The sequence below is a fragment of the Streptomyces sp. NBC_01214 genome, assembly GCF_026340975.1.
Classification (GTDB): domain Bacteria; phylum Actinomycetota; class Actinomycetes; order Streptomycetales; family Streptomycetaceae; genus Streptomyces.
In genome coordinates this window covers 1,427,578-1,453,676 of the sequence record NZ_JAPEOS010000001.1, presented here as the reverse complement: position 1 = coordinate 1,453,676, position 26,099 = coordinate 1,427,578, and the positions used below count along the sequence as shown (strand labels likewise).

26 protein-coding genes, 1 tRNA gene and 1 pseudogene are annotated in these 26,099 nt (G+C 70.4%); 18 read left to right on the top strand and 10 right to left on the bottom strand.

The features are described 5' to 3' along the window. The 3 genes from OG594_RS06965 to OG594_RS06955 are packed head-to-tail and all read left to right on the top strand — an operon-like array spanning position 1 to position 4,230. A complete protein-coding gene (locus OG594_RS06965) occupies positions 1–2,133 on the top strand; it encodes an acetyl-CoA carboxylase biotin carboxylase subunit (RefSeq protein WP_266596256.1) in 2,133 nt (710 codons plus the stop codon). Then, complete coding sequence (locus OG594_RS06960; RefSeq protein WP_266596254.1) at positions 2,130–3,062, top strand: hydroxymethylglutaryl-CoA lyase; 933 nt, start codon at positions 2,130–2,132, stop codon at positions 3,060–3,062. Before OG594_RS06965 ends, OG594_RS06960 begins: the two co-directional genes overlap by 4 nt. 7 nt (positions 3,063–3,069) lie before the next feature. Then, the gene (locus OG594_RS06955; protein WP_266596252.1) at positions 3,070–4,230 is read left to right on the top strand and encodes an acyl-CoA dehydrogenase family protein; all 1,161 of its coding nucleotides are present in this window, start codon (positions 3,070–3,072) and stop codon (positions 4,228–4,230) included. A gap of 67 nt (positions 4,231–4,297) precedes the next feature. Here OG594_RS06955 and OG594_RS06950 read toward each other — a convergent pair whose 3' ends face one another. Next, positions 4,298–4,567 (bottom strand): hypothetical protein, encoded by a 270-nt coding sequence (locus OG594_RS06950; protein ID WP_266602685.1) that lies wholly within the window; start codon positions 4,565–4,567, stop codon positions 4,298–4,300. Between the two features lie 336 nt (positions 4,568–4,903). On the opposite strand from OG594_RS06950, the gene OG594_RS06945 reads away from it, so the two are divergent. From OG594_RS06945 to OG594_RS06920, 6 genes are all read left to right on the top strand, one after another. Then, positions 4,904–5,941, top strand: coding sequence for an ABC transporter substrate-binding protein (locus tag OG594_RS06945; protein ID WP_266596250.1), 1,038 nt, complete (start codon positions 4,904–4,906; stop codon positions 5,939–5,941). Between the two features lie 66 nt (positions 5,942–6,007). Further along, complete coding sequence (locus OG594_RS06940) at positions 6,008–6,907, top strand: siderophore-interacting protein (protein ID WP_266596248.1); 900 nt, start codon at positions 6,008–6,010, stop codon at positions 6,905–6,907. A 154-nt stretch (positions 6,908–7,061) separates the two neighbouring features. Further along, the gene (locus tag OG594_RS06935; protein WP_266596246.1) at positions 7,062–8,555 is read left to right on the top strand and encodes an aspartate aminotransferase family protein; all 1,494 of its coding nucleotides are present in this window, start codon (positions 7,062–7,064) and stop codon (positions 8,553–8,555) included. Next, the gene (locus OG594_RS06930) at positions 8,539–9,837 is read left to right on the top strand and encodes a lysine N(6)-hydroxylase/L-ornithine N(5)-oxygenase family protein (protein ID WP_266596244.1); all 1,299 of its coding nucleotides are present in this window, start codon (positions 8,539–8,541) and stop codon (positions 9,835–9,837) included. Before OG594_RS06935 ends, OG594_RS06930 begins: the two co-directional genes overlap by 17 nt. Next, positions 9,837–10,421: a GNAT family N-acetyltransferase gene (locus tag OG594_RS06925; RefSeq protein WP_266596242.1), complete on the top strand. Its 585-nt coding sequence runs from the start codon at positions 9,837–9,839 to the stop codon at positions 10,419–10,421. Before OG594_RS06930 ends, OG594_RS06925 begins: the two co-directional genes overlap by 1 nt. Then, positions 10,418–12,199 (top strand): IucA/IucC family siderophore biosynthesis protein, encoded by a 1,782-nt coding sequence (locus OG594_RS06920; protein ID WP_266596240.1) that lies wholly within the window; start codon positions 10,418–10,420, stop codon positions 12,197–12,199. The genes OG594_RS06925 and OG594_RS06920 overlap by 4 nt, the downstream gene beginning before the upstream one ends. A 149-nt stretch (positions 12,200–12,348) precedes the next feature. Here OG594_RS06920 and OG594_RS06915 read toward each other — a convergent pair whose 3' ends face one another. The 4 genes and pseudogenes from OG594_RS06915 to OG594_RS06900 all read right to left on the bottom strand — a co-directional run. Then, on the bottom strand, positions 12,349–12,753 hold the full coding sequence (locus tag OG594_RS06915) for a type II toxin-antitoxin system VapC family toxin (protein ID WP_266596238.1): 405 nt from the start codon (positions 12,751–12,753) through the stop codon (positions 12,349–12,351). Positions 12,754–12,762: 9 nt separating this feature from the next. Further along, the gene (locus OG594_RS06910; protein ID WP_266596236.1) at positions 12,763–12,957 is read right to left on the bottom strand and encodes a hypothetical protein; all 195 of its coding nucleotides are present in this window, start codon (positions 12,955–12,957) and stop codon (positions 12,763–12,765) included. 224 nt (positions 12,958–13,181) lie between these two features. Next, positions 13,182–13,388 (bottom strand): hypothetical protein, encoded by a 207-nt coding sequence (locus OG594_RS06905; RefSeq protein ID WP_266596234.1) that lies wholly within the window; start codon positions 13,386–13,388, stop codon positions 13,182–13,184. Further along, positions 13,385–13,567, bottom strand: a pseudogene (locus OG594_RS06900) (ATP-binding protein); the annotation flags it as partial. The pseudogene OG594_RS06900 and the gene OG594_RS06905, both read right to left, overlap by 4 nt. Positions 13,568–13,714: 147 nt before the next feature. Between OG594_RS06900 and OG594_RS47030 the strand changes: the two are divergent. Further along, positions 13,715–13,900 carry a DUF1737 domain-containing protein gene (locus tag OG594_RS47030; RefSeq protein ID WP_323185174.1) on the top strand — a complete coding sequence of 62 codons (186 nt, stop codon included), beginning with the start codon at positions 13,715–13,717 and terminating at the stop codon, positions 13,898–13,900. Between the two features lie 115 nt (positions 13,901–14,015). Here the strand turns inward: OG594_RS47030 and OG594_RS06890 are convergent, their stop codons facing one another. Then, positions 14,016–15,608: a beta-N-acetylhexosaminidase gene (locus OG594_RS06890; RefSeq protein WP_266596230.1), complete on the bottom strand. Its 1,593-nt coding sequence runs from the start codon at positions 15,606–15,608 to the stop codon at positions 14,016–14,018. Positions 15,609–15,780: 172 nt separating this feature from the next. Here OG594_RS06890 and OG594_RS06885 point away from each other — a divergent pair, with 172 nt between their 5' ends. After that, complete coding sequence (locus tag OG594_RS06885; RefSeq protein ID WP_030008735.1) at positions 15,781–16,056, top strand: hypothetical protein; 276 nt, start codon at positions 15,781–15,783, stop codon at positions 16,054–16,056. A gap of 65 nt (positions 16,057–16,121) precedes the next feature. After that, the gene (gene glmS / locus OG594_RS06880) at positions 16,122–17,939 is read left to right on the top strand and encodes a glutamine--fructose-6-phosphate transaminase (isomerizing) (protein WP_266596228.1); all 1,818 of its coding nucleotides are present in this window, start codon (positions 16,122–16,124) and stop codon (positions 17,937–17,939) included. 59 nt (positions 17,940–17,998) lie between these two features. On the opposite strand, the gene OG594_RS06875 is transcribed toward glmS, so the two are convergent. Continuing rightward, positions 17,999–18,406 carry a RidA family protein gene (locus tag OG594_RS06875; protein WP_266596226.1) on the bottom strand — a complete coding sequence of 136 codons (408 nt, stop codon included), beginning with the start codon at positions 18,404–18,406 and terminating at the stop codon, positions 17,999–18,001. Positions 18,407–18,502: 96 nt separating this feature from the next. Between OG594_RS06875 and OG594_RS06870 the strand changes: the two genes are divergently transcribed. After that, a complete protein-coding gene (locus tag OG594_RS06870) occupies positions 18,503–18,883 on the top strand; it encodes a helix-turn-helix domain-containing protein (protein WP_266596224.1) in 381 nt (126 codons plus the stop codon). 102 nt (positions 18,884–18,985) lie between these two features. On the opposite strand, the gene OG594_RS06865 is transcribed toward OG594_RS06870, so the two are convergent. Both OG594_RS06865 and OG594_RS06860 read right to left on the bottom strand, forming a co-directional pair. After that, positions 18,986–19,555: an acetate uptake transporter gene (locus tag OG594_RS06865; RefSeq protein ID WP_266596222.1), complete on the bottom strand. Its 570-nt coding sequence runs from the start codon at positions 19,553–19,555 to the stop codon at positions 18,986–18,988. A gap of 156 nt (positions 19,556–19,711) precedes the next feature. After that, positions 19,712–20,245 carry a universal stress protein gene (locus OG594_RS06860; protein WP_266596220.1) on the bottom strand — a complete coding sequence of 178 codons (534 nt, stop codon included), beginning with the start codon at positions 20,243–20,245 and terminating at the stop codon, positions 19,712–19,714. A 445-nt stretch (positions 20,246–20,690) separates the two neighbouring features. On the opposite strand from OG594_RS06860, the gene OG594_RS06855 reads away from it, so the two are divergent. The 4 genes from OG594_RS06855 to OG594_RS06840 all read left to right on the top strand — a co-directional run bounded on the left by OG594_RS06855 (position 20,691) and on the right by OG594_RS06840 (position 23,449). Continuing rightward, complete coding sequence (locus OG594_RS06855; protein WP_266602683.1) at positions 20,691–21,011, top strand: hypothetical protein; 321 nt, start codon at positions 20,691–20,693, stop codon at positions 21,009–21,011. A 376-nt stretch (positions 21,012–21,387) separates the two neighbouring features. Next, positions 21,388–22,563: a helix-turn-helix domain-containing protein gene (locus tag OG594_RS06850; RefSeq protein ID WP_150257537.1), complete on the top strand. Its 1,176-nt coding sequence runs from the start codon at positions 21,388–21,390 to the stop codon at positions 22,561–22,563. A gap of 105 nt (positions 22,564–22,668) precedes the next feature. Then, complete coding sequence (gene orn, locus OG594_RS06845) at positions 22,669–23,271, top strand: oligoribonuclease (RefSeq protein ID WP_030008729.1); 603 nt, start codon at positions 22,669–22,671, stop codon at positions 23,269–23,271. Positions 23,272–23,376: 105 nt separating this feature from the next. Next, a tRNA-His gene (locus tag OG594_RS06840) sits at positions 23,377–23,449 on the top strand. A 136-nt stretch (positions 23,450–23,585) separates the two neighbouring features. Here the strand turns inward: OG594_RS06840 and OG594_RS06835 are convergent. Then, positions 23,586–24,611 carry a LacI family DNA-binding transcriptional regulator gene (locus OG594_RS06835; RefSeq protein ID WP_266596186.1) on the bottom strand — a complete coding sequence of 342 codons (1,026 nt, stop codon included), beginning with the start codon at positions 24,609–24,611 and terminating at the stop codon, positions 23,586–23,588. Positions 24,612–24,713: 102 nt separating this feature from the next. Between OG594_RS06835 and OG594_RS06830 the strand changes: the two genes are divergently transcribed. Further along, entirely contained in the window at positions 24,714–26,069 is a 1,356-nt protein-coding gene (locus OG594_RS06830) for an ABC transporter substrate-binding protein (RefSeq protein ID WP_266596184.1), read from the top strand. The last annotated feature ends 30 nt before the right edge of the window (positions 26,070–26,099 follow it).

The window sequence follows — 26,099 nt, the reverse complement described above, 5'->3', positions numbered from 1 at the left end:
ATGTTCAGCACTGTTCTGGTCGCGAACCGCGGCGAGATCGCGGTCCGGGTCATCCGCACGCTGCGGGAGCTCGGCATCCGCTCCGTGGCCGTCTTCAGCGACGCCGACGCGGACGCCCGCCACGTACGGGAGGCCGACACGGCCGTCCGGATCGGCCCGGCGGCGGCCGCCGAGAGCTATCTGTCGGTGGAGCGGCTGCTGGATGCCGCGAAGCGGACGGGCGCCGAGGCCGTCCACCCCGGCTACGGCTTCCTCGCCGAGAACGCCGCCTTCGCGCAGGCCTGCGCCGACGCGGGCCTCGCCTTCATCGGGCCACCGGCGAGCGCCATCAACCTGATGGGCGACAAGATCCGGGCCAAGGAGACCGTCAAGGCGGCGGGCGTGCCCGTGGTCCCGGGCTCCTCGGGCAGCGGCCTGACCGACGCCGAACTGGTCGCGGCGGCCGCGGAGATCGGCATGCCGGTGCTGCTGAAGCCCTCGGCGGGCGGCGGCGGCAAGGGCATGCGGCTGGTGCGTGACGAGGCGGTGCTGGCCGAGGAGATCGCGGCGGCCCGCCGCGAGGCGCGGTCCTCCTTCGGCGACGACACGCTGCTGGTCGAGCGGTGGGTGGACCGGCCGCGGCACATCGAGATCCAGGTACTGGCGGACGCCCACGGCAACGTGGTGCACCTGGGCGAGCGCGAGTGCTCGCTCCAGCGCCGGCACCAGAAGGTGATCGAGGAGGCCCCCTCAGTCCTGCTCGACGAGAAGACCCGCGCGGCGATGGGCGCGGCGGCGGTCGACGCGGCCCGCTCCTGCGGGTACGTCGGCGCGGGCACGGTGGAGTTCATCGTGCCGGGCGGCGACCCCTCCTCCTACTACTTCATGGAGATGAACACCCGTCTCCAGGTCGAGCACCCGGTGACGGAGCTGATCACCGGGCTGGACCTGGTGGAGCAGCAGCTGCGGGTCGCGGCGGGCACCCCCCTCGACTTCACGCAGTCCGAGGTGACGCTGACCGGGCACGCCATCGAGGCCCGCGTCTGCGCGGAGGACCCGGCGCGCGGGTTCCTGCCGTCCGGCGGCACGGTGCTGGCCCTGTCCGAGCCCTCGGGCGGTGCGGTGCGCACCGACTCCGGGCTGACGGCGGGCGTACCGGTGGGCTCGACGTACGACCCGATGCTGTCGAAGGTCATCGTCCACGGCCCGGACCGCGCCAGTGCGCTGCGCTTGCTGCGGGGGGCTCTGGCGGACACCGTGATCCTGGGTGTCCAGACCAATGCCGGGTTCCTGCGGAGGCTGCTGGCCCACCCGGACGTCGTTTCCGGCGACCTGGACACCGGCCTGGTCGAGCGGGACCTTTCCGGGCTCCTTCCGGAGGGGGTCCCGGACGAGGTGTACGCCGCGGCAGCCCTGCTGGCGCAGGGTCCCCGGGCTCTGCCCGGACCCGGTCCTCAAACGCCGGACGGGCTGGGTAGGTGGGTCGACCCCTTCGACGCCGGCAACGGCTGGCGCCTGGGCGGCACGCCCGCCTGGACGGTGCACCACTTCCGCCTCCCCGGGCAGGACCCGGTGACAGTCCGCACCCGTCCCCAGGGCACCGGCCACGAGCTGCTGATCGATGAGGCCGGGGCCGATTCAGCCTCGCCAGGGGGTACCCCCGGACGGAGTCTGGGGGAGATTGAGGCGCGGGGTCCGGGGCAGAGCCCCGGCGCACCGGAGCGAGCCCGGATCATCACCCGCACCCCCGACACCGTCACCGTCGAACTCGACGGCGTCACGCACCGGTTCAGCCACGCCACCTCCCCGGAGGGGACCTGGCTCGGCCGGGACGGCGACAGCTGGCACGTCCAGACGTACGACCCCGTCGTGGCCAACCTCAGCGGAGCCGGCCGCGGCGGCGCCGACACCCTCGCCGCCCCCATGCCCGGCACCGTCACCGTGGTGAAGGTGGCCGTCGGTGACACGGTCGCGGCCGGGCAGAGCCTCCTCGTCGTCGAGGCCATGAAGATGGAACACGTCATCTCCGCCCCGCACGCCGGCACCGTCACCGAGCTGGACGTGACCCCCGGCACCACGGTCGCCATGGACCAGATCCTGGCCGTCGTCACCCCGGACGAGGACGCGAACGAGGGCAAGGAGGGAGCCGCATGATCGGGCTGCCCATGAACGTCCCGGTCCCCGGCCTGCCGGCCCGGGTCCGCATCCACGAGGTCGGCGCCCGCGACGGCCTGCAGAACGAGAAGTCGGCCGTCCCCACGGAGGTCAAGGCGGAGTTCATCCACCGCCTCGCCGCCGCCGGGCTGACGACCATCGAGGCGACCAGCTTCGTGCACCCCAAGTGGGTGCCCCAACTGGCCGACGCGGAGGAGCTGTTCCCGCAGCTCGCCGACATCGACGCGCACCTGCCCGTCCTCGTCCCCAACGAGCGCGGCCTCGACCGCGCGCTCGCCCTCGGGGCCACCCGCATCGCGGTCTTCGGCTCGGCCACCGAGACCTTCGCCTCCCGCAACCTCAACCGCACCGTCGCCGAGTCCCTCACCATGTTCGAGCCCGTCGTGGCCCGGGCCAAGGAGGGCGACGCGCACGTGCGCGGCTACCTCTCGATGTGCTTCGGCGACCCCTGGGAGGGCGCCGTCCCGGTCCACCAGGTCGTCTCCGTCGCCAAGGCCCTGCTGGACCTCGGCTGTGACGAGCTGAGCCTCGGCGACACGATCGGCGTCGCCACCCCGGGCCACGTCCAGGCCCTGCTCTCCGCGTTGAACGAGGCCGGTGTCCCCACCGACCGCATCGGCGTGCACTTCCACGACACCTACGGCCAGGCCCTGTCCAACACCCTTGCCGCGCTCCAGCACGGCGTGAGCACCGTCGACGCCTCCGCGGGCGGCCTCGGCGGCTGCCCGTACGCGAAGAGCGCCACCGGCAACCTCGCGACCGAGGACCTGGTGTGGATGCTCGACGGCCTCGACATCGAAACCGGGGTCGACCTGGCCGCCCTCACCGCCACGAGCGTGTGGATGGCCGAACGGCTGGGACGTCCCAGCCCCTCCCGTACCGTCCGCGCCCTCTCCCACAAGGAGTAGTCACACCATGCCCCTCGACCACCGGCTCACCCCTGAGCACGAGGAACTCCGCCGCACCGTAGAGGCGTTCGCGCACGACGTCGTCGCCCCGAAGATCGGCGACCTGTACGAGCGGCACGAGTTCCCCTACGAGATCGTCGCCGAGATGGGCCGCATGGGCCTGTTCGGCCTGCCCTTCCCGGAGGAGTACGGCGGCATGGGCGGGGACTACCTCGCCCTCGGCATCGCCCTGGAGGAGCTGGCCCGCGTCGACTCCTCGGTCGCCATCACCCTGGAGGCCGGGGTCTCCCTCGGCGCCATGCCGATCTACCTCTTCGGCACCGAGGAGCAGAAGCAGCAGTGGCTGCCGAAGATGTGCTCCGGTGAGATCCTCGGCGCCTTCGGCCTGACGGAGCCCGGTGCCGGCTCCGACGCGGGCGGCACCCGCACCACCGCCGTCAAGGACGGCGACGAGTGGGTCATCAACGGCTCGAAGTGCTTCATCACCAACTCCGGTACGGACATCACCGGTCTGGTCACCGTGACGGCCGTGACGGGCCGCAAGGCGGACGGCCGCCCGGAGATCTCCTCGATCATCGTCCCGTCCGGCACCCCCGGCTTCACGGTGGCCGCGCCGTACTCCAAGGTGGGCTGGAACTCCTCGGACACCCGTGAGCTGTCCTTCGACGGCGTACGGGTCCCCCTGGCCAACCTGGTGGGCCAGGAGGGCCGCGGCTACGCGCAGTTCCTGCGGATCCTCGACGAGGGCCGGATCGCCATCTCCGCGCTCGCGACCGGTCTCGCGCAGGGCTGCGTGGACGAGTCGGTGAAGTACGCCAAGGAGCGGCACGCCTTCGGCAAGGCGATCGGCGACAACCAGGCCATCCAGTTCAAGCTGGCCGACATGGAGATGCGCGCCCACATGGCCCGCATCGGCTGGCGCGACGCGGCGTCGCGGCTGGTGGCCGGGGAGCCGTTCAAGAAGGAGGCGGCGATCGCGAAGCTGTACTCCTCGACGGTCGCCGTCGACAACGCCCGCGAGGCGACCCAGATCCACGGCGGCTACGGCTTCATGAACGAGTACCCGGTGGCCCGAATGTGGCGGGACTCCAAGATCCTGGAGATCGGCGAGGGCACGAGCGAGGTCCAGCGCATGCTGATCGCGCGCGAGCTGGGTTTCGCCGGCTGAGGCACCCGATGACGACGTCCGGCGTGGGCCCCGTGCCCGCGCCGGACTTCGGCGTGCCGGCGGGCGGTCAGGAGAAAACTATGAGCGTGGCCGTGGGAACCAGGGTCACCAGGGCGCACACCGGCCAGTAGACCCGGGCCGCCGCCGTGTTCCATCGCCGTAGGAAGCGGTTGGCGAGCCACCACAGCACCCCGGACGCAGCCACGATCGGGACCAGAATCGGGACCATGCCGTCGTTCTCCGTGGGTTCCCGAACGGTCCAACCGAGGTCGGCGAGCGGCCCGTTGACGGCGATGTACCAAAGGAGCCAGACCGGCACGACGCCAGGGACCCCCATCACGAGGTTCGCTCCTGTGGCTATCCACCATTTGTTTCGCATCGGCCCAGTATTCACAGCCATGATCGAAATCGGTGGACGGCGGGGCTCGGCCCGGTCGCACCCGCGGGCGGACGGAGCCCGACGCGGGCCGGTCCCCTCACGGGTTCGCAAAGCCCCCAACTCGGGCCCTCGCCGCGGGCGGTACGGGTGCCGGCCGGTCGGGCCGGATTCCAGGATGGTGATCCACCTCACGGACGGATCTTCCCCCAGCTCTGGACATACCCTTAGGTTAGGCTAACCTTCTCACCGAACGGCCCAGCGGCCACCCCTGCACGCACGAAAGCGGACATCGACATGCCCAAGTCCCGAACCTCCTCCTTCACCCGTCGCGGCTTCGTCGCGGCAGGTGGCGCCCTCGGCCTCGTCGCGGTCCTCGCCGCGTGCGGCGGCACCGACTCGGCGAAGGGTGACGGCGGCAAGGACAACGGCGCCACCGCGTCCGCTGCCTGGACCTTCAAGGACGACCTCGGCAAGGACGTCACCACCAAGGCCAAGCCGAAGAACATCGTCGCCTTCACCGGCACCGCCGCCGCGCTCTACGACTACGGCGTCCCGGTCAAGGGCGTGTTCGGCCCGACCAAGACCGCCGACGGCAAGGCCGACGTCCAGGCCGGCTCGCTGGACATCTCCAAGGTCGAGATCCTCGGCAACGTCTACGACGAGTTCAACGTCGAGAAGTACGCGGCCCTCCAGCCCGACCTGCTGGTCACCAACAGCTGGGACGGCACCTACTGGTACCTGCCCGAGGCCTCGAAGGACAAGATCCTCTCGCTCGCCCCGGCCGCCGCGATCAAGGTGGGCGGCGACGTCACCCTCGACAAGGCGCTGGAGCGCACCGCGGACCTCGCCAAGTCCCTCGGCGCGGACCTGAACTCCAAGAAGACCGTGGACTCCAAGGCCCGCTTCGAGGCCGCCACCGCGAAGGTGCGCGAGGCCACCAAGGCCAACCCGGGCGTCAAGGTGCTCGTGGCCTCCGGCGCGGACGCCCTGTTCTACGCGTCCACCCCGGACACCGCGGCCGACCTGAAGTACTTCAAGCAGCTCGGCGTCGAGTTCGTCACCCCCGAGAAGCTGGACGAGGGCGGCTTCTTCGAGGCGCTCAGCTGGGAGAACGCCGGCAAGTACAAGGCCGACGTCATCCTGCTCGACAACCGCACCGGCACCCTGCAGCCCGAGCAGCTGAAGGACAAGCCGACCTGGAACGAGCTGCCCGCCGTCAAGGCCGGTCAGGTCGTCCCGCGCGTGACCGAGCCGATCTTCTCGTACGACAAGTGCGCGCAGATCCTGGAAGACCTCGCGAAGTCCATCCAGAACGCCAAGAAGGTCAGCTGACCCTCGGCGCCCGGTGACCCCGGGCGCCAACTGGGCCGTACCGACTTCCAGGGGGGACCTCTCCGCATGACCGCCACCGCATCCGACGCCCCGGCCGTCGCACACTTCCGGTTCTTCGAGCTCGAAGTGCTCCGCACGCGCCGTCTGGGCCACTCGTTCCTGCGGGTCACGTTCGGCGGGGAGTCCCTCGCGGGCTTCCGCTCGGGCGGCTTCGACCAGAGCCTGTCGCTCTTCCTGCCCGCGCCCGACCAGGAGCACACGGTGCTCCCGTCCACGGACGAGGACACCTGGTTCGCCGCCTGGCGCGGAATGCCGGAGGAGGAGCGACCGGTGATGCGCTCCTACACGGTGCGCGAGCAGCGCCGTACGCCCGAGGGCGCGGACGAGGTCGACATCGACTTCGTCCTGCACGGGGACTCCAGCCCCGCGTCCCGCTGGGCGGGGCGGGCGGTGACCGGCCGTCGGATCATGGCGATCGGACCTGCCGTCGCCGAGAACAAGTCCGTACGCTTCCAGCCGCCGGCCGACACCGACGAGATCTGGATGTACGCGGACGAGACCGCGCTGCCGGCCGCGGCCGCGATCTTGGACCGGCTCCCCGCCGGGACCCGGGTCAAGGCCTGGTTCGAGGTCCCGCACGAGGACGACCGGCTCGACCTCCGGGCGCCCGCCGACGCGGACATCACCTGGATCGTGCGCGAGAGCGGCGGCCGGGAGCGGACCGAGCGGGTGTTGGGCGCGCTGCGTGCGGCCGACCCCAGCACGGCCGTCGCCCCGTACGCCTGGCTGGCGGGTGAGGCGGGCACGATCCGCGCGGTCCGCCGGCACGTCGTGCAGGAACGATCCGTCGACCGCCGCGCCGTACGTTTCACCGGCTACTGGCGGCTCGGCGCGAGCGAGGAGCAGCTCCTCGCCGAGGCGTACGCGGGCAAGGCCCCGAGCGAGGACCCCGCGTCCGAGCTGTAGTCAGCTTCCTTACCCCATGGAGCAGTTGAGAAGGGCCCTGGCTTTTTCAGCCAGGGCCCTTCTACGTTTGGCCAAATACTAAGGTTAGGCTAACCTTAGCCTCGCACGCCACACCCCCACCCCCCCTCTCCACCCCTTGCCCGGAGGAAAGTTGATGCGCTCGCATCTGCTGAACGAGACGACCGCGGACCTCTACCGGCGCTCCGTCACCGAGGGCGTCGACCGCGTCGCCGCCAAACTCGCCACCACGCAGCGGCCCCACACCGGTATATCCGTCGACGAGCTCGCCCCGGTCATCAACGGGATCGACCTGGACAAGCCGCTCGCCGACGCGACCGCCGTCCTGGACGAGCTGGAGGACGTCTACCTGCGCGACGCGGTGTACTTCCACCACCCGCGCTACCTGGGCCACCTCAACTGCCCGGTCGTCATCCCTGCCGTGCTCGGCGAGGCGATCCTCTCGGCCGTCAACTCCTCGCTCGACACCTGGGACCAGTCCATCGGCGGCACGCTCATCGAGCGCCGCCTCATCGACTGGACCACCGAGCGCATCGGCCTCGGCCCCGCCGCGGACGGTATCTTCACCTCCGGCGGCAGCCAGTCCAACTTCCACGCGCTGCTCCTCGCCCGTGACGAGGCCTGCCGCCTCGTCATGAAGAAGGCGCTCGACGAGGGCCGCGAGCTCACCAAGGCCGAACTCCTGCCGAAGCTGCGCATCTTCACCTCCGAGGCGAGCCACTTCAGCGTGCAGAAGTCGGCCGCCATGCTCGGACTCGGCTACGAGGCCGTCATCTCCGTCCCGGTCGACCGCAACCGCCGGATGGACACCGCGGTGCTCGCCCTGGAACTGGAGGAGTGCGCCTCCGAGGGCCTCTTCCCGATGGCCGTCGTCGCCACCGCCGGCACCACCGACTTCGGGTCCATCGACCCGCTCCCCGAGATCGCCCGCCTGGCCGACGAGCACTCCGCGTGGATGCACGTGGACGCCGCCTACGGCTGCGGACTGCTGGCCTCCCCGACCCGCCGCCACCTCCTCGACGGCATCGAGCGCGCCGACTCGGTCACGGTCGACTACCACAAGTCGTTCTTCCAGCCGGTCAGCTCCAGCGCCATGCTGGTGCGCGACCGCGACACCCTCAAGCACGCCACGTACCACGCGGACTACCTCAACCCGCGCCGCATGGCCGAAGAGCGCATCCCCAACCAGGTCGACAAGTCCATCCAGACCACGCGCCGGTTCGACGCGCTCAAGCTCTGGGTGACCCTGCGCGTCATGGGCGCCGACGGTGTCGGTTCGCTCTTCGACGAGGTCATCGACCTGGCCGCGGCCGGCTGGGACGTCATCGACGCCGACCCGCGCTTCGAGGTCGTCGTCAAGCCGCAGATCTCCACCCTCGTCTTCCGCTACGTCCCTCAGGGCGAGGACGTCCGCGCCGACCTGGTCGACGAGGCCAACCTGCACGCCCGCAAGGCCCTGTTCGCCTCCGGTGAGGCCGTCGTCGCCGGCACCAAGGTGGACGGGAAGCAGTACCTGAAGTTCACCCTCCTCAACCCGCAGACCACGACGGCCGACATCGCTGCCGTCCTCGACCTTCTCGCCGCACATGCCGAGCAGTTCCTGGGAGAATCCCTTGCCCTCCACCGCTAAGACCCACGACTTCATCGGCATCGGCGTCGGTCCGTTCAACCTCGGACTCGCCTGCCTGACCGCCCCGCTCGACGAGATCGACGGTCTCTTCATCGAGTCGAAGCCGCACTTCGAGTGGCACGCCGGCATGTTCCTGGACGGCGCCCACCTGCAGACGCCCTTCATGTCGGACCTGGTCACGCTCGCCGACCCGACCTCGCCCTTCTCCTTCCTGAACTACCTGAAGGACAAGGACCGGCTGTACTCCTTCTACATCCGGGAGAACTTCTACCCGCTGCGGGCCGAGTACAACGACTACTGCCGTTGGGCCGCCGACCGCCTCGACAACGTCCAGTGGTCCACCTCGGTCACCGAGGTCACCTACGACGAGCAGGCCGGCCTGTACGAGGTCCACACGGACAAGGGCGAGACCCACCGGGCCCCCCGCCTGGTCCTGGGCACCGGCACTCCGCCGCACGTCCCGCCGACCTGCGAGGGCCTGGGCGGCGACTTCCTGCACAACTCCGTCTACATGCAGAACAAGGCGGAGCTGCAGAAGAAGAAGTCGATCACCCTCATCGGCTCCGGCCAGAGCGCGGCCGAGATCTACTACGACCTCCTCGCCGAGATCGACGTCCACGGCTACCAGCTCAACTGGGTCACCCGCTCGCCGCGGTTCTTCCCGCTCGAGTACACGAAGCTGACCCTGGAGATGACCTCCCCCGAGTACGTGGACTACTTCCACGCGCTCCCCGAGGACACCCGGTACCGGCTGGAGACCCAGCAGAAGAACCTCTTCAAGGGCATCGACGGCGACCTGATCAACGCCATCTTCGACCTGCTCTACCAGAAGAAGGTCAGCATGCCGGGCCAGGTCCCGACCACCCTGCTGACCAACACCTCCCTGAACAGCACCGCGTACGACACCACCACGGGCACGTACACGCTGGGGCTGCGCCAGGAGGAGCAGGAGCGGGACTTCTCCCTCACCTCCGAGGGCCTGGTCCTGGCCACCGGCTACAAGTACACGTTCCCGGAGTTCCTGAACCCGGTGCGCGACCGCCTGAACTTCGACGGGCACGGCCGTCTCGACGCCGCCCGCAACTACAGCATCGACACCACGGGCCGCGGGGTCTACCTGCAGAACGGCACCACCCACAACCACTCCCTCACCTCGCCCGACCTGGGCATGGCGGCGTACCGGAACGCGTACATCGTCGGTGAGCTCCTCGGCCGCGAGCACTACAAGGTCGAGAAGTCCATCGCGTTCCAGCAGTTCGCCGCCCCGGAAGGCACCCTCTGATGAGCACAACCGAACTCCTCTTCTCCCGCACCGACAAAGAACTCGGTTCCTTCGCCGTGCGCCCCCTGGACCCCTTCGCCGACGCGGAGCTGCTCCACGGCTGGGTCACCCACCCGAAGGCCTCGTTCTGGATGATGCAGGACGCATCCCTGCCGGACGTCGAGCGCGAGTACATGAGGATCGCCGCGCACGAGCACCACCAGGCCTTCATCGGCCTGCACGAGGGCCGCCCCGCCTTCCTGATGGAGACCTACGACCCGTCCGAGCTGGAGCTGGTCGGCCTCTACGACGCCCAGCCGGGCGACGTCGGCATGCACTTCCTCGTCGCCCCGAGCGACACCCCGCTGCACGGCTTCACCCGCGCCGTGATCACCACGGTCATGGCCGCGATCTTCGCCGACCCGGCCACCGAGCGCGTCGTCGTCGAGCCGGACGTCTCCAACACCGCCGTGCACACCCTGAACGAGGTCGTCGGCTTCGTGCCGGAGCGCCAGGTCACCAAGCCGGAGAAGGAAGCCCTGCTGAGCTTCTGCACCCGCGCCCAGTTCGAGGCCGCCACGGCCGCCCAGGGGGTCTCCATATGAGCCTCGCCGACGCCGTCGCCCACCTGAACCCCGAGCTGTGGGCCCGCGCCAACCGCGCCCTGGTCCGCAAGGGCCTCGCGGAGTTCTCCCACGAGCGCCTGCTGACCCCGAAGCCGCTGGGCGAGGGCTTCTACTCGGTCCTCAGCGACGACTCCACCGTGGAGTACCGCTTCAAGGCCGTCCTGCACGCCCTCGACCACTGGTCGGTCGACGAGGCCTCCATCACCCGCCACCGTGACGGGGCCGAGCTGGAGCTGGACGCCCTCGACTTCCACATCGAGCTGCGCGAGGCCCTGGGCCTGAGCCCCGAGGTGCTGCCCGTCTACCTGGAGGAGATCTCCTCCACCCTGGCCGGCACCGGCTACAAGTACACGAAGCCGCAGGTCTCCTCCGACGTCCTCGCGAAGTCCTCCTTCCAGGACATCGAGACGGGCATGACCGAGGGCCACCCCTGCTTCGTCGCGAACAACGGCCGGCTCGGCTTCGGCGTGCACGAGTACCTCTCGTACGCCCCGGAGACCGCCAGCCCCGTCCACCTGGTGTGGGTGGCCGCCCGCAAGGACGTCTCCACCTTCACGGCGGGCGCGGGCCTGGACCACGACTCCTTCATGCGCGAGGAGCTCGGCGAGGAGACCATCGGCGTCTTCGCCGAGCGGATGACCGCGCTGGGCCTGGACCTCGCCGACTTCCACCTCTTCCCCGTGCACCCCTGGCAGTGGTGGAACAAGACCACGGTCACCTTCGCGGCCGAGATCGCGGGCCGCCGCCTGGTGCTGCTGGGCGAGGGCCCGGACGCGTACCTCGCGCAGCAGTCGATCCGCACGTTCTTCAACCAGAGCGCGCCGCGCAAGCACTACGTCAAGACCGCCATCTCGGTCCTGAACATGGGCTTCATGCGCGGCCTGTCGGCCGCGTACATGGAGGCCACCCCGGCCATCAACGACTGGCTGCACCAGCTGATCGAGGGCGACGAGGTCCTGAAGTCGGTGGACTTCTCGATCATCCGCGAGCGCGCGGCGATCGGCTACCACCACCGCCAGTACGAGCGCGCCACCGACCGGTACTCCCCGTACCGCAAGATGCTGGCCGCGCTGTGGCGCGAGTCCCCGGTCAACCTGATCGAGGGCGACGAGCGCCTCGCCACGATGGCCTCGCTCCTGCACGTGGACGCCGAGGGCAAGTCCTTCGTCGGCGCGCTGATCGCGGAGTCGGGCCTGACCCCGGCCGAGTGGCTGCGCCACTACCTGCGCGCCTACCTGGTGCCGCTGCTGCACTGCTTCTACCAGTACGACCTCGCGTACATGCCGCACGGCGAGAACACCATCCTCGTCATCGAGGGCGGCCTGGTGAAGCGGGCGATCTTCAAGGACATCGCCGAGGAGATCGTCATCATGGACGCGGACGCGGTGCTGCCGCCCGCGGTCGAGCGGGTCCGGGCAGACATCCCGGAGGACATGAAGCTCCTGTCGATCTTCACCGACGTCTTCGACTGCTTCTTCCGCTTCCTCGGCGCGATCCTGGCGGACGAAGACATCTGCGACGAGGACACCTTCTGGCGGGCGGTCGCGGACTGCGGCCACGAGTACCAGGAGTCGATGCCGCAGCTCGCGGAGCGCTTCCAGCGGTACGACCTGTTCGCGCAGGAGTTCCAGCTGTCCTGCCTGAACCGCCTCCAGCTGCGCAACAACAAGCAGATGGTCGACCTCGCCGACCCGGCGGCGGCCCTCCAGCTGATCGGCAACCTCAAGAACCCCGTCGCGGCCTTCGCCCGGCGGTGACCTGGGGTCGGGCAGGCTGTCGATACGGTCCCTCGACCGCCTGCCCCTCCCTCCAGCACGAAGGCGTGTCCGCGGAGCCAGACTGGCCCTCTCCACGGACACGCCTCGCGTGTTTCTCGGTCCGCCGTCGGCGCCGTCTGCTCGTCGGGCTATTCCTCGCCGAGGATGCGCAAGTTGTGCTTGTCCTTGAAGTAGTCGTAGTCCTTGAGGTTCAAGGTCGCAAGCGGCAGGTCATAGGTGAGGCAGCAGGCGGCGATCCACATGTCGTTGGTCGGCTGCGGCCGTCCGGCCTTCCTGCCTGCGGCGGACAGTTTGCCCCAGGTGGCGGCGACGGCTTCGTCCCCGGGCAGGACGGGGATGCCGGACAGCCAGTCAGCGAGTTCCTGGCGTCGTCCGCTGCCCCAGTCGCGGATCTCCGCCCATTGGGTCAGCTCGCCGAAGGTGACGAAGGTGATCAGTGGCTTGCGGCCGATCAGCCGGGTGGCCAGCGGGCCGGTGAGCTTGCCCTTGTGAGTGAGGGAGGCGACGTCGGTGTCGAGGACGACTGGTTGCATGGCGGCGGCTCAGGCGACGTCGCGCCGACGCTCGGCGTAGGTGAAGGCGAGGAACTCGTCCAGCTCCTCGTCGGACTCGAAAGTGTCCGCTTTCAGATCGTCCAGGGACGTGATCGGCTGGGTGTTCTTCGCAGCCAGCAGTTCCTCCACCGACAGCCGCGGCCGGATCGGCGGATGGATCGGGTGCTCGGTTTCCGCACTCATGTGAGGACCTCCCCGCTGACGCCGGTCACAGCCTGCTGCGGCCCATGATACGGCCGCACCACGTCGGCCGGAGCCGACCTCTACCAACGCCTCTTGGTGATCAGCAGGGAGGCGTCGGGGCGCGGGGCGGCGCCGATACGGCCCCTCGGCGCCGCCCCGCCTCTGCAAAAGCGTGTCCGCAAAGCCCGGACCGGCCCTAATCGCAAACACGCCTCGCGTGTTTCTCAGTCCGCAGCCAGAGCCCGCCGGAAGTCGGTGACGATCCGGCGGTAGCCGGTGTGCCGTGTCTCCCGCGCATGCCGCAAGGCCCACACGGCGGGCCCGTCGTCATCATCGGCCGGCCCGGAACCGGCCAGACACGAGGTGCACTCCACCTCGTAGATCGCCGGACTCCCCGTCCGGTCGGGAGTCAGCACCCAGGCTGTGGTCACGGCACCTTCACGGACAGCTCGGCCCATACCCGCTTCCCGGGCCCGACCCGCTCCCCGACGGCCCAGCGGTCTGCGACGGCCGCCACCAGATGGAGCCCGCGCCCGCCGTCACCGTCCAGGTCCGACGCCCCGAGCACGGGCCGCGCGGGACTGGTGTCATGCACCTCGACCCGTACGGAGAGACCATGACCGCAGAGATCGTCAGCGCCTACCGCAAGTCTTCCTACTCCGGCCTTCCTGACCGGGCTTCGGTCGCCCGCAGCGGTCCACCGGTTTCCTCCGGGGACCGCCGCTTCGGCCTCGGCCGGCAGGGCATCCTCTTCCTCATGAGCACACCACCAGAAGGATTGCCCGTCTACCGAGTTCTGACCGGCCGGGACGACGCGACGTTCTGCCAACGTGTGAGCGAAGCGATCGGCCTTGGCTACGAACTACACGAAGGCCCCGCCATCACCTTCAACGGTGAGCACGTCGTCGTCGCCCAGGCATTGGTCTGGCGAGCAAGCCCGTAGCGGCCTTGGGAGCAACGGTGGTCGTGACCGAGGACACGACCGGACGTGCATCCGCAGCCCGTTCTCCTTCCGACGCGCCGGACCGCCGGCGCGTCGGAAGACGCGGAACAAGGGGCTACGACCACGGCACGTCCGGCGCCCGGAAGAAGCCGATGCCCTGCGCCTCCAGCCGGGGCGCCTGCGCGGCCAGGCGGCGGCCGTAGGCGGTCCAGTCGAGCGCGGCCGCCGGCGACCAGCCCAGCTCGGCCAGGCCCAGCACCCGCGGAAAGGCCATCAGCTCCCAGTCGCCGCGCGTCGCGACGGTCTCCGTCCACAGCGGGGCCTCCACCCCCAGCACCGCCGACTCGGGGACCCCGGCCAGGTACGCCCCCGGGTCCCAGGAATAGGCGCGCCGCACCGGGACGTACCCCGCCCAGGCCAGGCCCGGCTTCGTCGCCGGGTCGTACTTCATGTCCAGGTACAGCCGGTCCGCCGGGGACAGGACCAGCGGGTGCCCCGCCTTCGCCGCCGCCACCACGGCCGCCTTGTCCGCGGCCGCCGTCTTGTCGTGGCCCCAGTACTGGAGCACCGCGCCCCGGGCCGGGCGGGCCCCCGCCAGCTGGTGCCAGGCCATCACCGTCTTGCCGTACCGCCCCACCACCGCCTGCGCCCGGTCCATGAAGGCCGCGTAGTCCGCCGCCGGCGTCGCGTGCGCCTCGTCGCCGCCGATGTGCAGGTAGCGGCCCGGGGTGAGCTCCGCCAGCTCGCCGAGGACCTCGTCGATGAACTCGTACGTCCGCTCCTTGGCCACGCACAGGGAGCTGAAGCCCACCTTGACGCCGGTGTACCGCTCCGGGGCCTTGCCGTCGCAGTTCAGCTCGGCGTAGGAGGCGAGCGCCGCGTTCACGTGCCCCGGCATGTCGATCTCGGGGACCACGTCCACGTACCGCTGGCCCGCGTAGGCCACCAGCTCCCGGTACTCGTCCTTCGTCCAGTGGCCGCCCGGCCCGCCGCCGACCTCGCTGCCGCCCCCGTACTCCGCCAGTCGCGGCCAGGAGTCGATCGCCAAGCGCCACCCCTGGTCGTCGGTCAGGTGCAGGTGCAGGGTGTTGACCTTGTACTGGGCGAGCTGGTCCACGTACCGCTTCACCTGGTCCACCGAGAAGTGGTGGCGCGCGATGTCGACCATGGCCCCCCGGTACGCGAAGCGCGGCCGGTCGGTGACCGTCCCGCCCGGCACCGTGCCGGGACCCGCCACCGGCACCAGCTGGCGCAGCGTCTGCCCCGCGTGGAAGAGCCCGGCCGGGGTCCGCGCGGTGAGGGTGACCCCGGTCGGGCCGGACTCCAGCCGGTACCCCTCCTCGCCCACCCCCTGCGCCCCCTCGTCGATCCGGAGCCGGATCCCGTCCCCCTGCGCCCCGTCGACCACCGGCAGCGGCAGCCCGCTCGGGCCGCGCAACTGCTCGGCGAGGAGCTCGCCCACCCGGCGGACCTCCTCGCCCGGGCCCCGGCCGGTACGGATGACCGTGCCCGCGCCGAAGGAGTACCCGGGGCCTTCGGCGCGCGCGGAGACGGGCACGGGCAGCAGCCGTTCGAAGGGGGCGAGGGCCACCGGCGGGTCGTCCCCGGGTCTGGCGTCGTCACCGTGGGCGGAGGCGCAGGCCGTGACCAGGGCCGGGGCCGCGGCGAAGGCGAGGAGGGTGCCGAGCGTGCGTCGCAGGACTCTCATGCGCACAGGTATAGGCCAAGGGGGCCGTCCCGTCCGGTGAGTGAATCCGGGGCGGGCAGAAATCATCCGAAGGGGGGCACACCGAGCGTCCCACTGGTCCAGACCAGAGAGATCCTGCCCGGAATCGGGCAGGATCTTTGCGTTCATCGCTGTTAGCCGCCAATATCTACGAGTGCTCGATCGCCGCCCGTCGCATGACGACCTCGTCGACCACCTGGTGCGCAGCACCGCGCTCCAGCGCGGCGAGGCAGCCCGGGTGGTACTGGACGTGCTCGCCTACTTCGACGAGACGACCGAGGAGTTCGTCCGCCGCCGCCACCGGGAACTGCAGTCCGGCGGAGCGGTGAACGCGGAGATCTTCGAGCGGATCGCGGCCGAGCTGCCGCACCGCGCCGTGGCGCCGCCGGAGCTCTCGCTCCGGCAGTTGCGCCGCATCGTCTACGGCTGAGCCGGCCGCCGCCGCACGCGGCTCCGGACGAGTACAGAACCGAACTTCAGGAGGGGCAGAACCGTATGTGTGGAATCGTCGGTTACATCGGCAAGCGTGACGTGGCACCGCTGCTGCTGGAGGGCCTGGCACGGCTGGAGTACCGCGGATACGACTCCGCGGGCATCGTGGTCAACACCCCGAAGGCCCCGGCCCTGAAGGTCGTCAAGGCCAAGGGCCGCGTCCGCGAGCTGGAGTCCCGCGTTCCCAAGCGCTTCGCCGGCACCACCGGCATCGCCCACACCCGCTGGGCCACGCACGGCGCCCCGAGCGACATCAACTCCCACCCGCACCTGGACCCGGAGAACAAGGTCGCCGTCGTCCACAACGGCATCGTCGACAACTGCTCCGAGCTGCGCGCCAAGCTCGAGGCCGAGGGCGTCGTCTTCGTCTCGGAGACCGACACCGAGGTCATCGTCCACCTGATCGCCCGCTCCGAGGCCGACTCCCTGGAGGAGAAGGTCCGCGAGGCGCTCAAGGTCATCGACGGCACCTACGGCATCGCCGTCATGCACGCCGACTTCGCCGACCGCATCGTCGTCGCCCGCAACGGCTCCCCGGTGGTCCTCGGCATCGGCGAGAAGGAGATGTTCGTCGCCTCGGACGTCGCCGCGCTGGTCGCCCACACCCGCCAGGTCGTCACCCTCGGCGACGGCGAGATGGCCACCATCAAGGCCGACGACTTCCGCACCTACACGACCTCCGGCACGACGACCAACGCCACCCCGGAGACCGTGGAGTGGGAGGCCGCCTCGTACGACATGGGCGGTCACGACACCTACATGCACAAGGAGATCTCCGAGCAGCCCGACGCGGTCGACCGCGTGCTGCGCGGCCGGATCGACGACCGCTTCAGCACCGTGCACCTGGGCGGCCTGAACCTGGACCCGCGCGAGGCGCGCGGCATCCGCCGGGTCAAGATCCTCGGTTGCGGCACCTCGTACCACGCGGGCCTCATCGGCGCCGGCCTCATCGAGGGCATGGCGCGGATCCCCGCGGACGCCGAGCCGGCCTCCGAGTTCCGCTACCGCAACCCGGTCGTGGACCCCGACACCCTCTACATCGCGGTCTCCCAGTCCGGTGAGACGTACGACGTCCTCGCGGCGGTGCAGGAGCTCAAGCGCAAGGGCGCCCGCGTCCTCGGCGTGGTCAACGTGGTCGGTTCCGCGATCGCCCGCGAGGCCGACGGCGGCGTGTACGTGCACGCCGGCCCCGAGGTCTGCGTCGTCTCCACCAAGTGCTTCACCAACACGGTCGTGGCCTTCGCGCTGCTCGCCGTGCACCTCGGCCGCATCCGCGACCTCTCGGTCACCGACGGCAAGCGGATCATCGAGGGCCTGCGCAAGCTGCCCGCGCAGATCCAGGAGATCCTCGAGGGCGAAGAGGACATCAAGAAGCTGGCGGCCGAGTACGCCGAGGCCAAGTCGATGATGTTCATCGGCCGGGTGCGCGGCTACCCGGTTGCCCTGGAGGCCTCCCTCAAGCTGAAGGAGATCTCCTACATCCACGCCGAGGCCTACCCGGCCTCCGAGCTCAAGCACGGTCCGCTGGCGCTGATCGAGCCCTCGCTGCCGACGGTCGCGATCGTCCCGGACGACGACCTGCTGGAGAAGAACCGCGCGGCGCTGGAGGAGATCAAGGCCCGCAGCGGCCGGATCCTGGCGGTCGCCCACCGCGAGCAGGAGAAGGCGGACCACACCATCGTGGTGCCGAAGAACGAGGACGAGCTGGACCCGATCCTGATGGGCATCCCGCTCCAGCTGCTGGCGTACCACACGGCCCTGGCCATGGGCCGGGACATCGACAAGCCGCGCAACCTGGCGAAGTCCGTCACGGTCGAGTAGTCGCCCCCCTCACCGCACGCGGACGCCCCCGGGACCCACGGTCCCGGGGGCGTCCGCGTTCAGTCGACGACGGCGGTGGCTTCGACCTCGACCAGGTGCTCGGGGACGTCCAGTGCCGCGACGCCGACGAGGGTGGCCGGCGCAGCCGGGGTGGTCCCCAGCCGTGCGGCGGCGCGCGCGATGCCGCGCATCAGCAGCGGCATCTTGTCGGGGGTCCAGTCGACGACGTACACGGTCAGTTTCGCCACGTCGTCGAAGGAGGCTCCGGCCGCGGCCAGCGCGGCACAGACGTTGAGGTAGCACCGCTCGACCTGAGCGGCGAGGTCGCGTTCGCCGACGGTGGCCCCATCAGCGTCCCAGGCGACCTGTCCGGCGACGAAGACCAGCTTCGACCCGGTGGCGATCGACACCTGTCGGTAGGCGTCGACCGTCGGCAAGCCGGTCGGGTTCACGAGGGTAATGGCCATGTTCCTGCCTCCAGTGCTCTCTTGTGGTTACTCGGGCACCGTAGGAGAGTGTGCTCTGACATGGAAGAACGCACTTTTTGGTGACGGGGGAACCTGATGGTGACCAAGCAGTTCACGGGCTCGCCCGACGAGGCCGACCTCAGGCGCGCCGACTCCCTGGCGCGGGAGATCTTCTCGGACATCGCCAACAAGTGGGCGCTGCTGATCATCGAGACCCTGGGCGAAGAGACCCTGCGCTTCGGCGAGCTGCGCGACGGGATCGAGGGCATCAGCCACAAGATGCTCACCCAGAACCTGCGCATGCTGGAACGCAACGGCCTGGTGGAGCGGACGGTGCACCCCGTCGTCCCGCCACGGGTCGAGTACACCCTCACCGAACCGGGCCGGGTGCTGCGCGTGACGATCGACGGACTGTGCGACTGGACCCACCGGTTCCTCGGTGACATCGAGGCCTCCCGGCACCGCTTCGACGCGTGAGGGCGGGCGCTTGACGGGCGGGCGCTTGACGGGCGGACGCCGCCCGCCGGCACACGCGTACGGCCCCCCGGATCGTCCGGGGGGCCGCAGGTGGGATGGCCGTCAGCTCGCGGCGACCGCGCCGCCGCTACGGGCCTTGCCGAAGGCCATCGGCCAGTGCGCCAGCGCCGCGGTGGCGCCGTACCAGGCCAGCAGTCCGGAGACGGCGGCGACCCAGCCGCCCGCCTTCGCAAGCGTGCCGTTGTCCACGAACGCGCCCATGGCCAGCAGGAGCAGCGACAGGGTCAGCAGGGCGTAGACGCCCTGGCTGAACAGACCGCTCGCGGCGGCGACCGTGAGGGTCAGCGCGAGCATCGCGAAGAGGACAAGAAACGTTCCGGCGGCTTCGTCGGAGACCGAACCGCCCGCGCCCTTGGCCCACGTGAACCAGAAGATGCCGAGGCCCGCGAACGCGGTGCCGTTGAACCCGTTGCCGCCGCGGTACTCCAGGAGACCGAGGAGGAACAGGGCCGCGCCGCCGACGTACATCGCGAGCGACACGGAGTTGGCAGCGGACACGCCGTCGATGACACCGGTGTGGCCGATACCGAACGCGAGAAGGGTGAGACCCAGGGCGATGTTCCCGAGGGTCGAAGTCGAGGCCGTGCTTCCCGCAGAGACACCATTGTCCACGGCGGGCTCCCTTCGATCTGCAGTTGTTTGCTGCGTCCCAGCAGCACTTATCTACCCTTTACACAGGGGCACAACCGCACAAGCGGCTTAACAAACGGTCACGGAACGACAACGGCGAGCGACCGGATCGGTCGCTCGCCCGAGGGAGGGGAGCGGTCAAGGAATGACGACGACCGGTCGCTGTGCGCGCTTGGCCAGTCGGCCGGCAACCGAACCGAAGATCCGGCCCACGATCCCGTGCGTGGAACCGACGACGATGGCGTCGGCCGAATACTCCCGGCCGACTTCCTCCAGCTCGTGGCAGATGTCACCACCGCGCTCGACCAGGATCCACGGCACTTCGGCCAGATAGTCCGCGCAGGCGAGCTCCAGTCCGAGGACCTCGGTGCGGTGGTCCGGCACGTCGACGAAGACGGGCGGCTCGCAGCCGGCCCACACGGTGGTGGGCAGCCGGTTGGCGACATGGACGATGATCAGACCGGATCCGGAGCGGCGGGCCATGCCGATCGCATAGGCGAGTGCGCGCTCACTGGATGTGGATCCGTCGAATCCCACAACGACCCCGTGCCGGAAGGCCGGATCGCAGTGCACACGTGTCTGTTCCACCGCGCGCAGATCGGCGGCCGACTCGGGGTCGACGACGCGTTTGCGCTTGCGGTCCGCGGGTTCGGAGAATTCGTGACCGGCCATGGGTGTCTCGGCGAAGAGGTCCTTGGAGGAAGCAACAGGGGCGAAATCGGCGACGCAGTGTGACGGAGCTCTGTCCGGGAAGCATCTTCCCAAGCCCATACCCACCAGGGTACGGCGACACTCCTGTCCTGCACAGGGCATGCCGCCCTTGGAGAGCGTCCCAGGGAGCATGCCGGAGTGAGCGCGCCTTGGCAATGTCCGCTGCCCCCTACAGCCAGTGACGAGACGGGCCACCGCCACCCGTTGGCACAGTGACCGAGCCCGCCGCCGGGCGTTGGGACATGCGTCCGACCAACAGGTAAGAGCCCGCAGGGAGCACGCCGTGCCCGGTCATCCGGTTCACCCCGTCCAGCCAGCTCAGCCGACGCGGTCCGCCGCATCCCTCCAGAACGCCGACGCCGCCCCGCAGTTCGCCCCGTCCCCCCGCTCGACCCTTCACCCGTCCGTGCGTTCCGCCGGACACGCCCACGACGACCCCGCGGGTGACGTCGTGCGCTGGGCGGCCTTCAGCTGCCTGCTCGTCCCCGTGGTCCTCGTCGTCTACGGAACCTCCTTCGGCGGGGCGGCCGTCGCGACCCTCGGCCTGCTCGCCGTCACGGCCGCGTGCCGGGTCCTGCTGCGCCACTCGGAGAGGACCCGGCGGGCCGCGGCCCGGGTGCCCGTGGAGGACCACCTTCCGACCGCCCACCGCGGCCGGCACTCGCGCGCCGGCGGCGGACTGCACCGCGGATGCCGGGGTTCCGGACCGCTCTCCCCGCACGACTGACTCATTCGCACACCCACACACGCATGTTTTCAGCCAACTTCCCGGCAGGGTGCCCTCCTTGCCGGAATGTCCCCCCGTCCCCCTCATCACCAGCGACGACAGACCTCGAGGGGCGTTCCGGCCCTACAGGTACTGGCCATGGCCGGGCGGCACGCTTCCCGTTCGGGTAGCGGAGTGGAACGCTTACTGATCGAATGCTTTTCGCCAAGTTGAGAAGTCGACATAGCGCTGCGTGCTGAACTTGTCACGCCGACACCACGGGACGCAGTAGATTCGATCATGTATTTACGGCGGGGGATCCACGTGCAAGGCCGAGGGGAAACGTGCAGGTGCGACCAGACCAAGGAGTCGCGACACCCAAGGGGGGCTTAGCGCCATGAGCCAGGATTCCACCGCCGTCGTCACAGCAGACGCCGGCCGGAAGCTCGCGGGGCGTCGCCGCAGGGAGATCGTCGCGGTGCTGCTCTTCAGCGGCGGACCGATCTTCGAGAGCTCCATTCCACTTTCCGTGTTCGGCATTGACCGGCAGGACGCGGGAGTTCCACGCTACCGATTGCTCGTGTGCGCCGGTGAGGACGGTCCGCTCAGGACCACCGGCGGGCTCGAACTGACCGCGCCGTACGGGTTGGAGGCGATCGCCCGGGCAGGAACGGTCGTCGTTCCCGCCTGGCGCTCCATCACTTCACCGCCGCCGCCGGAGGCGCTCGACGCACTGCGTCTGGCGCACGAGGAGGGGGCCCGGATCGTCGGACTGTGCACGGGGGCCTTCGTGCTCGCCGCCGCCGGTCTGTTGGACGGCCGGCCCGCGACGACGCACTGGATGTACGCGCCGACGCTGGCCAAGCGGTACCCGTCCGTCCACGTCGATCCGCGCGAACTCTTCGTCGACGACGGCGACGTGCTCACGTCCGCCGGCACGGCGGCCGGAATCGACCTGTGCCTGCACATCGTGCGCACGGACCACGGCAGCGAGGCGGCCGGGGCCCTGGCCCGCAGGCTCGTCGTGCCGCCGCGCCGCACCGGCGGCCAGGAACGCTATCTCGACCGGTCGCTGCCGGAGGAAATCGGCGCCGACCCGCTGGCCGAGGTCGTCGCCTGGGCGCTGGAACACCTCCACGAGCAGTTCGACGTGGAGACGCTGGCCGCCCGCGCCTACATGAGCAGGCGCACCTTCGACCGGCGGTTCCGCTCGCTCACCGGCAGCGCTCCGCTCCAGTGGCTGATCACCCAGCGGGTGCTCCAGGCACAGCGGCTGCTGGAGACCTCCGACTACTCGGTCGACGAGGTCGCCGGACGCTGCGGGTTCCGCTCGCCGGTCGCCCTGCGGGGTCACTTCCGGCGGCAGCTGGGGTCCTCCCCGGCCGCGTACCGCTCCGCCTACCGGGCACGCCGGCCGCAGGCCGACGTGGCGCAGGTGGCCGAGATCAACGCGGGTCCGGTTCCGCACCAGCGCACTCCGCAGCCCCACCGGGCGGCGGCGGCCCTGGCCGCGTCGGGTCCCACGGTGACGGAGCTGTACGCCCCGGGCCGGGTCCTGCGGGAACACGCGTGACCGCGAGCTGAGTACGACGCACGAAGGTCCCCCACCGGTCACCGCCGATGGGGGACCTTCCGCATATGCGGTCCGCGCCGTGGGGGACCGCATAAGGTGGGACACATGAACGATCGCATGGTGTGGATCGACTGCGAGATGACCGGGCTCTCGTTGACGGACGACGCACTTATCGAGGTGGCCGCACTGGTCACCGACTCGGAGCTCAATGTGCTCGGCGAAGGCGTGGACATCGTGATCCGCCCGCCGGACGCCGCGCTGGAGACCATGCCCGACGTGGTGCGCGAGATGCACACCGCCTCCGGCCTGCTCGACGAGCTGGCCGGCGGGACCACCCTCGCGGACGCCGAGGCGCAGGTCCTGGCCTACGTGCGGGAGCACGTGAAGGAACCCCGCAAGGCGCCGCTCTGCGGAAACTCGGTCGGCACCGACCGCGGCTTCCTGCTGCGCGACATGGCCGCGCTGGAGAGCTACCTGCACTACCGGATCGTGGACGTGTCCTCGGTCAAGGAGCTGGCGCGCCGCTGGTACCCGCGGGCGTACTTCAACAGCCCGCCGAAGAACGGCAACCACCGGGCGCTGGCGGACATCAAGGACTCCATCACCGAGCTGCGCTACTACCGGGAGGCGGTCTTCGTACCGCAGCCCGGGCCCGACTCGGACACGGCCCGCAGCATCGCCGCCAAGCACGTCGTGCCGGGCGCGTAGCTCCGGCCTGGCCCCTCCGGAGGGGGCGCGGGGAAAGGGGGGAGCGAGCACCCTCCCGGACCCTGTACCCTTTTCTTCGGCCGGTCGGTTTTCCGACCGGACATGGTGGGTGTAGCTCAGTTGGTAGAGCACCTGGTTGTGGTCCAGGTGGCCGCGGGTTCAAGTCCCGTCACTCACCCTGCGGGAAGGCCCCGGTTCGCGGAAGCGGACCGGGGCCTTCTGCATGACCGGGGCCTTCTGCATGACCAGGACCCTCTGCACGACCGGGGCCTTCTGCACGACCGGGGCCTTCCCCCGGCCCCCGGCCGGGGCCGTCAGGACGACTCCCGGACCACCAGCCGGTTCGGCAGCACGGCGGCCGCCTCGCCCCGCTCCCCCGCGATCCGGTCCAGCAGCATCCGCGTCATGGTCCGGCCCATCTCCTCGATCGGCTGCCGGACGCTGGTCAGCGGCGGGTCCATGTGCCGGGCGACCACCGAGTCGTCGAAGCCGACCAGCGCCACGTCCCGCGGGATCCGGCGGCCGGCCGCGCGCAGCTCCCGCCGGGCGCCCGCCGCCATGACGTCCGAGGCGGCGAAGACCGCGTCGAGCCCGGGGTGGCGCTCCAGCAGTGCCCGCATGGCCCGCCGGCCGCCCTCCTCGGTGAAGTCGCCGACCGCGATCATCCGCTCGTCGACGGGGTGTCCGGCCTCGGCCAGGGCCTTCCGGTAACCGTCGAGGCGGCACTGGGCCCCGTACACGTCCAGCGGGCCGGTGATCGTGGCGATCGCGCGGCGGCCCCGGTCCAGGAGGTGGCTCACGGCCTCGGCCGCGCCCGCCAGGTTGTCGGAGTCCACGCTGGGCAGGGTCTCGGCGGCCGAGCGGCGGCCGCTGATCACCGTCGGGATGCCGAGTTCGGCCAGCAGCTCCGGCAGCGGGTCCCCGGCGTGGACGGAGACGAGCAGCACCCCGTCGACGCGGTGCCCGGACAGGTACTGGGCGAGCCGGCGGCGCTCGCGGTCGCTGCCCGCCAGGGTGAGGACGAGCTGGACCTCGGTGTCGGCGAGCTCGGCGCCGACCCCGCGGACCACTTCGGAGAAGTAGGGCTCGGCGAAGAAGCGGGCCTCCGGCTCGGGGATCACGAGGGCTATGGCGTCGGTGCGGTTGGCCGCGAGGGCGCGCGCGGCGCGGTTCGGTACGTATCCCAGCTCGGCCACGGCCGCCTCGACGGCGACCCTGGTGTGCTCGCTGACCTTGGAGGATCCGTTGATCACCCGGGAGGCCGTGCCGCGCCCGACTCCGGCGCGCGCCGCGACCTCCTCCAGGGTCGGTCGTCCCCCACTGCGCCCGTGCCCGTTCATGACTTCCTCCCGGTTGTGAATCTACCTCTTGACGGCTGTGGGAGCGCTCCCACACTGTGTCACACGACACCTGGCACGTTTCGTCCTTCTGGGAGGAAGCACATGCGCGTCCGAGCCCGAGCCCGAGTCCGAAGAACCCTCGTCACGACCGTCGCCGCGGTCGGAACCGCGGCCCTGCTGCTCGCGGGGTGTGCGCAGGACCCCGACGAGGGCCCCGACCAGGGCTCCCCCTCCACCGGTACGTCCGGCGGCGGCGCACAGACCACCCTCACCGTCGGGGTCTTCGGGGCCTTCGGACTCCAGGAGGCCGGGCTCTACGACGCGTACATGGCGCAGAATCCCGGGATCCGCATCGAGCAGACCTCCATCGAGCGGAACGAGAACTACTACCCCCAGCTCCTCACCCATCTGGGCACGGGCAGCGGGCTCGCCGACATCCAGGCCGTCGAGGTCAACAACATCGCCGAGATCACCGCCACCCAGGCCGACAAGCTGGTGGACCTGGCCAAGGTCCCCGGCGTGGACAAGGCCGCGTACCTGCCCTGGAAGTGGGCCCAGGGCACGGCGCCCGCGGCCAAGGGCGGGGCCACGGTCGGCCTCGGTACGGACATCGGCCCGCAGGGCATCTGCTACCGCAAGGACCTCTTCGAGGCGGCCGGGCTGCCCACCGACCGGACGGCGGTCGGGGCGCTGTGGGCGGGCGACTGGAACAAGTACCTGGAGGCGGGCCGCACCTACCAGGCGAAGGCCGGCGAGGGGAAGTCCTTCGTGGACTCGGCGTCGGGCGTCATGGCGGCGGTCACCGGGAGCAGCGCCCAGCGCTTCTACGACGACCAGGGCAAGGTCGTCTACAAGACCAACCCGGCCGTGCGCGGGGCCTTCGACCTGGCGGCCTCCTTCGCCACGGACGGGCTGAGCGCCAAGTTGCAGCAGTTCACCCCGGCCTGGGACCAGGGCTTCTCCAACGGCTCCTTCGCCACGGTCTCCTGCCCCGCCTGGATGCTCGGCTACATCCAGGACAAGGCCGGCCCGGCGGGCAAGGACAAGTGGGACGTGGCGCAGGCGCCGAAGCCGAGCAACTGGGGCGGGTCCTTCCTGGTGGTGCCGAAGGCGGGCAAGCACGCCGAGGAGGCGGCCAAGCTGGCGGCCTGGCTGACGGCTCCGGCGCAGCAGGCGAAGCTCTTCGAGAAGCGCGGCAGTTTCCCGAGCGCGAGCGCCGCGTACGCGCTGCCGACGGTGTCGGGCGCGCAGCACGCGTACTTCGGCGGCGCCCCGATCGGCGAGATCTTCGCGAAGGCCGCCGAGGGGATACCGGTGACGGTGGTCGGCCCGAAGGACCTGGTGATCGCGCAGAACCTGGCGGACATCGGGATGCTCCAGGTCGACCAGAAGGGCCGCAGCCCGCAGGAGGGCTGGGAGGCCGCGGTGAAGGCGATCGACAACGCCCTGGACCAGTGAGGCACCGGTGACGGACGAGACGGCCGTGCT

What these genes read in the sequence shown, in the direction of transcription:
- OG594_RS06830 (WP_266596184.1), top strand. Translation starts at nt 24,714, where the DNA reads ATGCGCGTCCGAGCCCGAGCCCGAGTCCGAAGAACCCTCGTCACGACC.
- OG594_RS06835 (WP_266596186.1), bottom strand. Translation starts at nt 24,611, where the DNA reads ATGAACGGGCACGGGCGCAGTGGGGGACGACCGACCCTGGAGGAGGTC.
- orn (WP_030008729.1), top strand. Translation starts at nt 22,669, where the DNA reads ATGAACGATCGCATGGTGTGGATCGACTGCGAGATGACCGGGCTCTCG.
- OG594_RS47030 (WP_323185174.1), top strand. Translation starts at nt 13,715, where the DNA reads ATGAGCACACCACCAGAAGGATTGCCCGTCTACCGAGTTCTGACCGGC.
- OG594_RS06875 (WP_266596226.1), bottom strand. Translation starts at nt 18,406, where the DNA reads ATGGCCATTACCCTCGTGAACCCGACCGGCTTGCCGACGGTCGACGCC.
- OG594_RS06940 (WP_266596248.1), top strand. Translation starts at nt 6,008, where the DNA reads ATGACCGCCACCGCATCCGACGCCCCGGCCGTCGCACACTTCCGGTTC.
- OG594_RS06945 (WP_266596250.1), top strand. Translation starts at nt 4,904, where the DNA reads ATGCCCAAGTCCCGAACCTCCTCCTTCACCCGTCGCGGCTTCGTCGCG.
- OG594_RS06850 (WP_150257537.1), top strand. Translation starts at nt 21,388, where the DNA reads ATGAGCCAGGATTCCACCGCCGTCGTCACAGCAGACGCCGGCCGGAAG.
- OG594_RS06960 (WP_266596254.1), top strand. Translation starts at nt 2,130, where the DNA reads ATGATCGGGCTGCCCATGAACGTCCCGGTCCCCGGCCTGCCGGCCCGG.
- OG594_RS06910 (WP_266596236.1), bottom strand. Translation starts at nt 12,957, where the DNA reads ATGAGTGCGGAAACCGAGCACCCGATCCATCCGCCGATCCGGCCGCGG.
- OG594_RS06955 (WP_266596252.1), top strand. Translation starts at nt 3,070, where the DNA reads ATGCCCCTCGACCACCGGCTCACCCCTGAGCACGAGGAACTCCGCCGC.
- OG594_RS06860 (WP_266596220.1), bottom strand. Translation starts at nt 20,245, where the DNA reads ATGGCCGGTCACGAATTCTCCGAACCCGCGGACCGCAAGCGCAAACGC.
- OG594_RS06935 (WP_266596246.1), top strand. Translation starts at nt 7,062, where the DNA reads ATGCGCTCGCATCTGCTGAACGAGACGACCGCGGACCTCTACCGGCGC.
- OG594_RS06890 (WP_266596230.1), bottom strand. Translation starts at nt 15,608, where the DNA reads ATGAGAGTCCTGCGACGCACGCTCGGCACCCTCCTCGCCTTCGCCGCG.
- OG594_RS06950 (WP_266602685.1), bottom strand. Translation starts at nt 4,567, where the DNA reads ATGGGGGTCCCTGGCGTCGTGCCGGTCTGGCTCCTTTGGTACATCGCC.
- OG594_RS06915 (WP_266596238.1), bottom strand. Translation starts at nt 12,753, where the DNA reads ATGCAACCAGTCGTCCTCGACACCGACGTCGCCTCCCTCACTCACAAG.
- OG594_RS06870 (WP_266596224.1), top strand. Translation starts at nt 18,503, where the DNA reads ATGGTGACCAAGCAGTTCACGGGCTCGCCCGACGAGGCCGACCTCAGG.
- OG594_RS06920 (WP_266596240.1), top strand. Translation starts at nt 10,418, where the DNA reads ATGAGCCTCGCCGACGCCGTCGCCCACCTGAACCCCGAGCTGTGGGCC.
- OG594_RS06925 (WP_266596242.1), top strand. Translation starts at nt 9,837, where the DNA reads ATGAGCACAACCGAACTCCTCTTCTCCCGCACCGACAAAGAACTCGGT.
- glmS (WP_266596228.1), top strand. Translation starts at nt 16,122, where the DNA reads ATGTGTGGAATCGTCGGTTACATCGGCAAGCGTGACGTGGCACCGCTG.
- OG594_RS06965 (WP_266596256.1), top strand. Translation starts at nt 1, where the DNA reads ATGTTCAGCACTGTTCTGGTCGCGAACCGCGGCGAGATCGCGGTCCGG.